The organism is Agrobacterium sp. 22-221-1 (assembly GCF_053522445.1).
Window position 1 is genome coordinate 118,911 of sequence record NZ_JBNWCL010000014.1, and the last position, 8,648, is coordinate 127,558.

The window sequence follows — 8,648 nt, forward strand, 5'->3', positions numbered from 1 at the left end:
AGAAAAGCGAAAACGCTCTAAAAGACCTGTTTCATTATTGGAGTGACTGGTGGCGAAGCTTCCCGTCGAAAAAATGCGCGAGTTGGAAAGACGCTTCGGTGAGATCGAAGCGCGTATGTCGGCCGGGCCTGCTGCGGATGTCTATGTGAAGCTGGCTTCGGAATATTCCGAACTCGAGCCGGTGGTGAAGAAAATCCGCGACTACGAGAAGGCGGTTTCCGAGGCCGCCGATCTGGAGGCGCTGCTGGCCGACAAGTCGACCGACAAGGATATGCGCGACCTGGCGGAAATGGAGCTGCCGGATGTCGAGGTTCGCATCGGCGAGCTTGAAAAGGACATGCAGGTTCTGCTGCTGCCGAAGGACGCGGCGGACGAAAAAAGCGCGATTCTCGAAATTCGCGCCGGCACCGGCGGGTCCGAGGCAGCCCTTTTCGCCGGCGATCTGTTCCGCATGTATGAACGTTTCGCCTCGACCAAGGGCTGGAAGGTGGAAGTGCTTTCCGCAAGCGAGGGCGAAGCGGGCGGTTACAAGGAAATTATCGCCACGATCAGCGGACGAGGGGTGTTCTCCAAGCTGAAATTCGAATCCGGCGTGCACCGGGTGCAGCGCGTACCGGAAACGGAAGCGAGCGGCCGCATCCACACCTCGGCCGCCACCGTCGCCGTTCTGCCGGAAGCGGAAGATATCGACATCGAAATCCGCCCGGAAGACATCCGCATCGATACGATGCGTGCTTCGGGGGCTGGCGGCCAGCACGTCAACACCACCGACTCCGCGGTTCGCATCACCCATCTGCCGACGGGCCTGATCGTTACCAGCTCGGAGAAATCGCAGCATCAGAACCGCGCCAAGGCCATGCAGGTTCTGCGCTCGCGCCTTTACGACATCGAGCGCCAGAAAGTGGATAGCGAACGTTCGGCCGACCGCAAGAGTCAGGTTGGTTCCGGCGACCGTTCCGAGCGTATCCGCACCTATAATTTTCCGCAGGGCCGCGTTACCGATCACCGCATCAACCTCACGCTCTACAAGCTGGACCGGATGATCGAAGGCGAGATCGATGAACTTGTGGATGCGCTGATCGCCGACTATCAGGCGGGGCAGCTTGCACAGCTCGGCGAACAGCTTTGAGCACGGCGGCTGAAGCGAGTGTCGCGAACGCGCTTGCCGCAGCCCGCAAAAGGCTGCAGGCGGCGCGGATCGCCGATCCGCTTCTCGATGCGCGGCTTTTGATTGCGGAGGTCGTCGGTTTTTCATTGACCGATTTCGTGATGAAGCCTGATCGTGTCGTTACGCCGGAAGAAAGCGCCCGTATCGCGGCCATGATCGAAAGACGGGCGAATGGCGAACCCGTTCACCGCATTCTCGGTCACCGGGAATTTCATGGCCTTGACCTTCTTTTGTCGAAGGAGACGCTTGAACCCCGGCCGGATACGGAGGTTCTTGTCGATACGCTGTTGCCGGCGCTGAAAAAAGCCGTTTCCGCCAAGGGCAGCGCCCGCATTCTGGATATGGGCACCGGGACCGGCGCGATCTGTCTGGCGCTGTTGAAGGAATGTCCCGAAGCAACCGGTATCGGTAGCGATATTTCCGCCGATGCGCTGGAAACGGCGGCCCGGAATGCGGCCCGAAACGATCTCGGCGCGCGCTTCGAGGCCATCCGCAGCGACTGGTTTGAAAAAATCTCTGGCCGCTTTGACATAATTGTGTCGAATCCGCCTTATATAAGGACTGATATCGTCGCAACGCTTGGCCAGGAGGTTCGTATCCACGACCCGATGGCGGCGCTGGATGGAGGTCAGGACGGCCTTGCACCGTACCGCCTCATCGCTGCCGATGCAGGCCGCTTTCTTGTGGAAAACGGGATTGTCGGTGTGGAGATCGGTTTCGATCAAAGGCTTGATGTTTCCGCTATATTTGCTTCCCACGGCTTCTCTCTTCTGGACGCCGTGAAGGATTATGGCGGTAACGACAGAGTTTTGACCTTCCGGAGATAGTTGTTCGCGATATGTCTGCGGATTTTTTGCAAGGATATTTTGCACAGCAAAAGAAAAGGCTTGGATTTCCGCAGGAAGCGGGATAGTTTGCGGCCACATGCCGGGTGGCTGAGGACGAACACAGATTCGTCAGGGTATGGGTCAGTCCCGAAGCGGGTTCTTTAAAGAGCCCTGAAAGGCTGGGCGTTTCCGGCATGTGAATCAGTAAACTTTGTTCGCAGGCGGCTCGGTGCAGCATTTGCGCAGCCGGTCGTCATACGCGAGGTCTTGCCCTGGGGTTATCTTCGGCAAGGCGCGTGATGGAGCAATTTCAGGAAAAATTTCCAGCGGTTTTCCGCCCGGAATTGCATGAAAACAACCAGATTGTCAGCAAAACAGAATTCAGGTGAGCAATTGATGAGGCCAGGACAGCAAAACAAGCGCGGCCGGGGGCGTGGAAACAACAACAATAACAATGGTGGCGGTAACAACAACTTCAACCGCAAGGGCGGCAACCCGCTCACCAGGACTTATGACAGTTCCGGCCCCGATGTTAAAATCCGTGGCACAGCCCAGCACATAGCGGAAAAATACGCGGCTCTGGCGCGCGACGCGCAGAGTTCCGGCGACCGCGTGATCGCTGAGAACTATCTGCAGCACGCTGAACATTATAACCGCATCATCGCTTCGGCTCAGGCCCAGATGCAGGAACGCTTCCAGCGCGACGACCGCGGCGAGTACAATGCTGCCGACGGCGACGATATGGATGTGAACGACGGCGATGAAGGCGTCGTTGCACCGCAGCAGCAGGCCGAACAGGCCGAGCGCGCGCAGCAGCCGGAACGTCAGGAGCGTACTGAGCGGAACGAACAGCGCCAGGAGCGTCGTGAGCGCCCGGACCGCCGCGAACGGCAGGAGCGTCAGCCGCGCCAGCCGCAGGTAGCCGCCGAACAGCAGCCGCCGGTTTACGACGCCAGCCAGGCGCCGCAGCCCGTCATCGAAGGCACGCCCATGGAAGTGGCCGTCGAGGAAGAGCAGCAGCAGGCGGAAGCTCCGGCTGGCGAACGCGCACCGAAGACGCGCCGTGCAACCGGACCGCGCCAGCGCCGCCCGCGCCGCACTGCCGCTGCGGAAGGCGCCGAAGGCGAAGATGCGCCGGCCGGTGAAGAGGCGGCACCCGCCACGCTTGAGAACGCTGCCGAATAAGCAGCTTCTGCAAACCACTCTGCGATCGAAAAACTCCGGCTTGCCGGAGTTTTTTGCTTTTGGTGCTTGGCGGTAAATATTCAGCCAGCAATCGGCGTGGTTTCATGTGGCGAATTGATGCCTGTCAAATCATATGAAAATTTCCCGGATGATGGGTTTTTCTCCCTTTAAACCGATGAAAATGCCTCCCATATTCGTGCAGAACGGACGGAAGCCGCATTCGCCGGCAACCGACCATCGAGAGGCGGCAATCGTGAAATCCTTTAAACACGGCTGTCGTGGCGGGGCTTGCCTTTTGAGGGAGCCTCAACCCTAACACCCGGAGCCGTGCCGAAAGCGGGCGGGCCGGTCTATGGAGGTTCGACTATGAATATTGAAAAATACTCCGAGCGCGTTCGTGGTTTTCTGCAATCGGCACAGACCTTTGCGCTGGCGGAGAACCATCAGCAGTTTTCGCCCGAACATGTTCTGAAGGTTCTGCTCGATGACGAGCAGGGCATGGCGGCATCGCTGATCGAGCGCGCCGGCGGCAACGCCAAGGAAGCGCGTCTTGCCAATGATGCGGCGCTTGCGAAATTGCCCAAGGTTTCCGGCGGCAATGGCGGCCTTTCTCTCACCGCGCCGCTCGCCAAAGTGTTCTCGACCGCGGAAGATCTCGCCAAAAAGGCCGGCGACAGTTTCGTCACTGTCGAGCGTCTGCTGCAGGCGCTTGCGATTGAAAGTTCCGCCACCACTTCGGCTTCCCTGAAGAAGGCCGGCGCAACGGCGCAGGCGCTCAATCAGGTCATCAACGACATCCGCAAGGGCCGCACGGCTGACAGCGCCAATGCCGAACAGGGCTTCGATGCGCTGAAGAAGTTCGCGCGCGATCTGACGGAGGAAGCCCGCGAAGGCCGGCTCGATCCTGTCATCGGTCGCGACGACGAAATCCGCCGCACCATCCAGGTGCTCTCGCGCCGCACCAAGAACAATCCCGTCCTGATCGGTGAACCGGGCGTCGGTAAAACGGCGATTGCCGAAGGCCTTGCGCTGCGCATCGTCAATGGCGACGTGCCGGAAAGCCTGAAGGACAAGAAGCTGATGGCGCTCGATATGGGCGCGCTGATCGCCGGTGCGAAATATCGCGGTGAGTTCGAAGAGCGCCTGAAGGCTGTGCTCAATGAGGTGCAGGCCGAAAATGGCGGCATCATCCTGTTCATCGATGAGATGCACACGCTGGTCGGCGCGGGTAAGGCCGATGGCGCGATGGATGCGTCCAACCTCCTGAAGCCCGCTCTTGCCCGTGGCGAGTTGCACTGCGTCGGCGCCACCACGCTTGATGAGTACCGCAAGCATGTGGAAAAGGACCCGGCCCTTGCCCGCCGTTTCCAGCCCGTTCTTGTGGATGAGCCGACCGTTGAGGACACGATCTCGATCCTGCGCGGGTTGAAGGAAAAATACGAACAGCACCACAAGGTCCGTATCTCGGATTCGGCCCTGGTTGCGGCTGCGACGCTTTCCAACCGCTATATCACCGACCGCTTCCTGCCCGACAAGGCAATCGACCTGATGGATGAGGCCGCTTCGCGTCTTCGCATGCAGGTGGATTCCAAGCCGGAAGAACTGGACGAACTGGATCGTCGCATCATTCAGCTCAAGATCGAGCGCGAAGCCCTGAAGCAGGAAACGGACCAGTCGTCCGCCGACCGCCTCAAGAAGCTCGAGGATGAGTTGGCCGATACGGAAGAAAAGGCGGATGCGCTGACGGCCCGCTGGCAGGCGGAAAAGCAGAAGCTCGGCCATGCCGCAGACCTCAAGAAGCGGCTGGACGAAGCCCGCAACGAATTGGCGATTGCCCAGCGCAACGGTCAGTTCCAGCGCGCCGGTGAGCTGACCTATGGCATCATTCCGGGTCTCGAAAAGGAACTGGCTGCGGCGGAAGCCCGCGATAGCAGCGGTGCCGGCTCGATGGTTCAGGAAGTGGTGACGGCGGACAATATCGCCCATGTCGTTTCCCGCTGGACCGGTATTCCTGTCGACAAGATGCTGGAAGGTCAGCGCGAAAAGCTGCTGCGCATGGAAGACGAGCTTGCCAAGTCCGTTGTCGGGCAGGGCGAGGCCGTTCAGGCGGTTTCCAAGGCGGTTCGCCGTTCGCGCGCCGGCCTTCAGGATCCCAACCGGCCGATCGGTTCGTTCATCTTCCTCGGCCCGACGGGCGTGGGCAAGACCGAGCTGACCAAGTCGCTGGCCCGCTTCCTGTTCGACGACGAAACCGCGATGGTTCGCCTCGACATGTCGGAATATATGGAGAAACACTCCGTTGCCCGGCTGATCGGTGCGCCTCCCGGCTATGTCGGTTACGAAGAGGGCGGCGCCCTGACCGAAGCGGTTCGCCGCCGGCCCTATCAGGTCGTGCTGTTCGACGAGATCGAGAAAGCGCATCCGGACGTGTTCAACGTCCTCTTGCAGGTGCTGGATGACGGCCGCCTCACGGATGGTCAGGGCCGCACCGTCGATTTCAAGAACACCATCATCATCATGACCTCGAACCTCGGTTCGGAATTCATGACGCAGATGGGCGACAATGACGATGTGGATTCGGTTCGTGATCTGGTGATGGAGCGGGTCCGGTCGCATTTCCGGCCGGAATTCCTCAACCGTATCGACGATATCATCCTCTTCCACCGCCTGCGGCGCGACGAAATGGGTGCAATTGTCGAAATCCAGCTGAAGCGCCTCATCTCGCTGCTCGGCGATCGCAAGATTTCGCTCGAACTGGATGAGGATGCCCGCAACTGGCTTGCCAATAAGGGTTACGATCCGGCTTACGGCGCGCGTCCGCTGAAGCGGGTGATCCAGAAGGCGGTTCAGGACAGGCTTGCCGAAATGATCCTCGGCGGCGAAGTCCCGGATGGATCGCGGGTCAAGGTGACCTCGGGCACGGACCGGCTGCTGTTCAAGGTCAAGCCCGCCAAGGGCGAGGCCGAAGCTGAAACGGCCGATGCGGCATAAAATGAAAGGGCTCCGGAAACGGAGCCCTTTTCATATGACCGGGCCCTTTTCACATGACCGGGATTGTCGTTCGGGTCTCCCCGCAGATCAGCGGCTCGCCACCTGATTGGGCTTCTCGTCAATATTCAGCAGATTGTCGATGCGCTTTCTCTCATCGGAGAAGCGGGCCAGTGCCTCGCCGGAAAGCGACTTGCCGCCCGGCAGGCGCACCTTCATCGCGTCCACCTTGGTGCCGTTGACGATCAGTTCGTAATGCAGATGCGCGCCGGTCGAAAGGCCGGTCGATCCCACGTAACCGATGACCTGGCCCTGCCGGACCTTTGCACCTTCGGTGACGCCCTTGGCGATGGCGCTCTGGTGGTTATAGGAAGAGACATAGCCATTGGCATGGCGGATCAGCGTCTGGTTGCCGTAACCGGAGGCCCATCCGGCCTTTTCGACAGTGCCGTTGCCCGTCGCGATGATCGGCGTGCCGCGGGCGGCGGCCCAGTCGGTGCCGGTATGCATGCGGCTGAATTTCAGAACCGGGTGACGGCGCATGCCGAAACCGGATGTCATGCGGCCGTTCGGAACCGGGTTACGCAACAGGAACTGCCGGATGCTTTTGCCGTTCTCGTCGAAATAATCGATGCTGTTGTCGTCCGGGTTCTGGAAACGGTAAAAACGTGTCTCGTTGTCGCCGAATTTGGCGTTGACGTAGAGCAGTTCCGACTTGTCCGTCGCTTTGCCATCCGCATCTTCCACAGAGAAGAAGGCTTCCAGCGTATCCGCCGGCTTGAGCTGCGCCTGAAAATCGACGCTGCTGGCCAGAAGCTTGATGAGCTGCGAAACCATGCCCTGGTTCATGCCGTAGGCCAGAGCCGCACGGTAGACCCCGTCATAAACGCTCGGCAGATCGCGTCCGGCGGCAGGTGCCGGGGTGCTGTCGAAGGCGGTCGCCACGGCATCGAGCTTCGGCGGTTCGCTGGCCTTGATGAAGCGCTTGCTGTCATCGATGGCCATGGTGACCATGTGCCGGCCCTTGCGGTAAAGGCTGACGCGCACGATGTCGCTTTTCTCGTCTTCCTGAATAATGCCGATGCGCAGCACATCGCCGCTTTCGACATTATTCGACTGGATTTGCGGCGATAGCAGCCCGGCGATTTCCGAGGACTGCGCCTTCGAATAGCCGGCGCCGAAAAGGGCGGCTTCGATGGTTTCGGTCTGGCGGGCAGGGATCACGTCGTCGGCATATTCCTTGACAGGCACCGAAGCGGACTGCGGGGTCGAGACCGACATGTTCTGTTCGACGACACGGGCGGCAAGGCCAGCGGTAATGTCGACATCGCCGTCGTCATTATCGAAACGGCGTGGGTCGATGTAATAGAGCGCGGCCAGCTGCTCGTTGCCATCCGTCAGGATCGAACCGTTCGAGCGCACCGCCTCCTCGACCTCGTCGAAGCTCAATGAGCCGGCGAAGGCATATTTGGAATGCTGGACGGGAAAGGCGACAGTCTTCAGGCTGACTTCGGATTCAACCTCGGAGCCATAGATCGTTCCCGTCCGGCTAGGCGCGGGTGCCGATGCGTCCTTGTCCTCGTTGCTCGCAAAAATATTCAGGGGATCGAAGGCGGGATAGTCATCCTGCTTGGCGTAATTTGACGCCAGCGGAATCTTGACGTGGGAGAAGGGGACCTTGCGGACCACTTCCTTGTCGCCTTCATTGATGACGGTGGAAACTTCCATGATCGACCGGTCGGACGGCCGGGCCGCGATATTCGGTGCGACGAGGCGCGTTCCGCGACGGGCGGCTTCCGTGGCATTGTTGCCCATATCCGCCTTGGCGAAGGCTTCGGCGGGAATGGCAAGCTGCTGGCGACCGTCAAGAGCGGCAAACAGCGCCACGCCCATCAATATGGAAGAGGTAATGCCTGTGAGGAACGTGCCGGAAAGCCATCGGAGCGAAATTTCGCGACGATCGGGTGCACGCCGCCCTTCCGCCAGAATTGGCGGTTCCGTGCCTAACGACCGGATCACATTGCGATCCGCAGTCATACCAGCTGTGCCCCGTCGGTCATGCGCTCTCCAGAAACTTCAGGCGAAGGTGTGCAACTTTCAAAGCCGTGAGTCAAATCGGTCGACGTCAAGGCAAATACATTGCAGCGCGCTATATAAGGACATGCGCGAGCACGCCTGATTTTAACGCTTCGTTAGCAAAGCAATTAGTGAGGAACCGGGCTAAAAGAAGGCGCAGGCCCTGACGTATTGCTCCGCGCACGCTTCTCCTGTGCAAAAGCCGATGCGTCCGCAGGCCATTTGCCGTCCACAACGGACGGAAATTGAAATTACTTTTTGAATTCAATGGCATGTATGATTTTTTGAGAATTTGTATTTTGTGCTGTTGACTTGTTTGGTTGGGTGGATTTATAAGTCCGCTCACTGAACGAGGGCGGCGGCGCTGCTGGCGACGGCGACTTTCGTTCTTAAGAAATCAAGTT

5 protein-coding genes are annotated in these 8,648 nt (G+C 59.5%); 4 read left to right on the top strand and 1 reads right to left on the bottom strand.

Features of this window, described 5'->3' with window-relative positions; translation table 11 throughout:
• Positions 1-49: 49 nt before the first annotated feature.
• From prfA to clpB, 4 genes are all read left to right on the top strand, one after another.
• Positions 50-1,129 (top strand): peptide chain release factor 1, encoded by a 1,080-nt coding sequence (gene prfA, locus ACQZ5N_RS19880; RefSeq protein WP_020811675.1) that lies wholly within the window; start codon positions 50-52, stop codon positions 1,127-1,129.
• Positions 1,126-1,995: a peptide chain release factor N(5)-glutamine methyltransferase gene (prmC, locus tag ACQZ5N_RS19885; protein WP_448733886.1), complete on the top strand. Its 870-nt coding sequence runs from the start codon at positions 1,126-1,128 to the stop codon at positions 1,993-1,995. Before prfA ends, prmC begins: the two co-directional genes overlap by 4 nt.
• 396 nt (positions 1,996-2,391) lie before the next feature.
• Positions 2,392-3,180 (top strand): DUF4167 domain-containing protein, encoded by a 789-nt coding sequence (locus ACQZ5N_RS19890; protein ID WP_003522542.1) that lies wholly within the window; start codon positions 2,392-2,394, stop codon positions 3,178-3,180.
• A gap of 366 nt (positions 3,181-3,546) precedes the next feature.
• A complete protein-coding gene (clpB, locus tag ACQZ5N_RS19895; RefSeq protein ID WP_269831846.1) occupies positions 3,547-6,171 on the top strand; it encodes an ATP-dependent chaperone ClpB in 2,625 nt (874 codons plus the stop codon).
• Positions 6,172-6,258: 87 nt separating this feature from the next.
• On the opposite strand, the gene ACQZ5N_RS19900 is transcribed toward clpB, so the two are convergent.
• Positions 6,259-8,205: a M23 family metallopeptidase gene (locus ACQZ5N_RS19900; RefSeq protein ID WP_448733887.1), complete on the bottom strand. Its 1,947-nt coding sequence runs from the start codon at positions 8,203-8,205 to the stop codon at positions 6,259-6,261.
• Positions 8,206-8,648 lie beyond the last annotated feature (443 nt).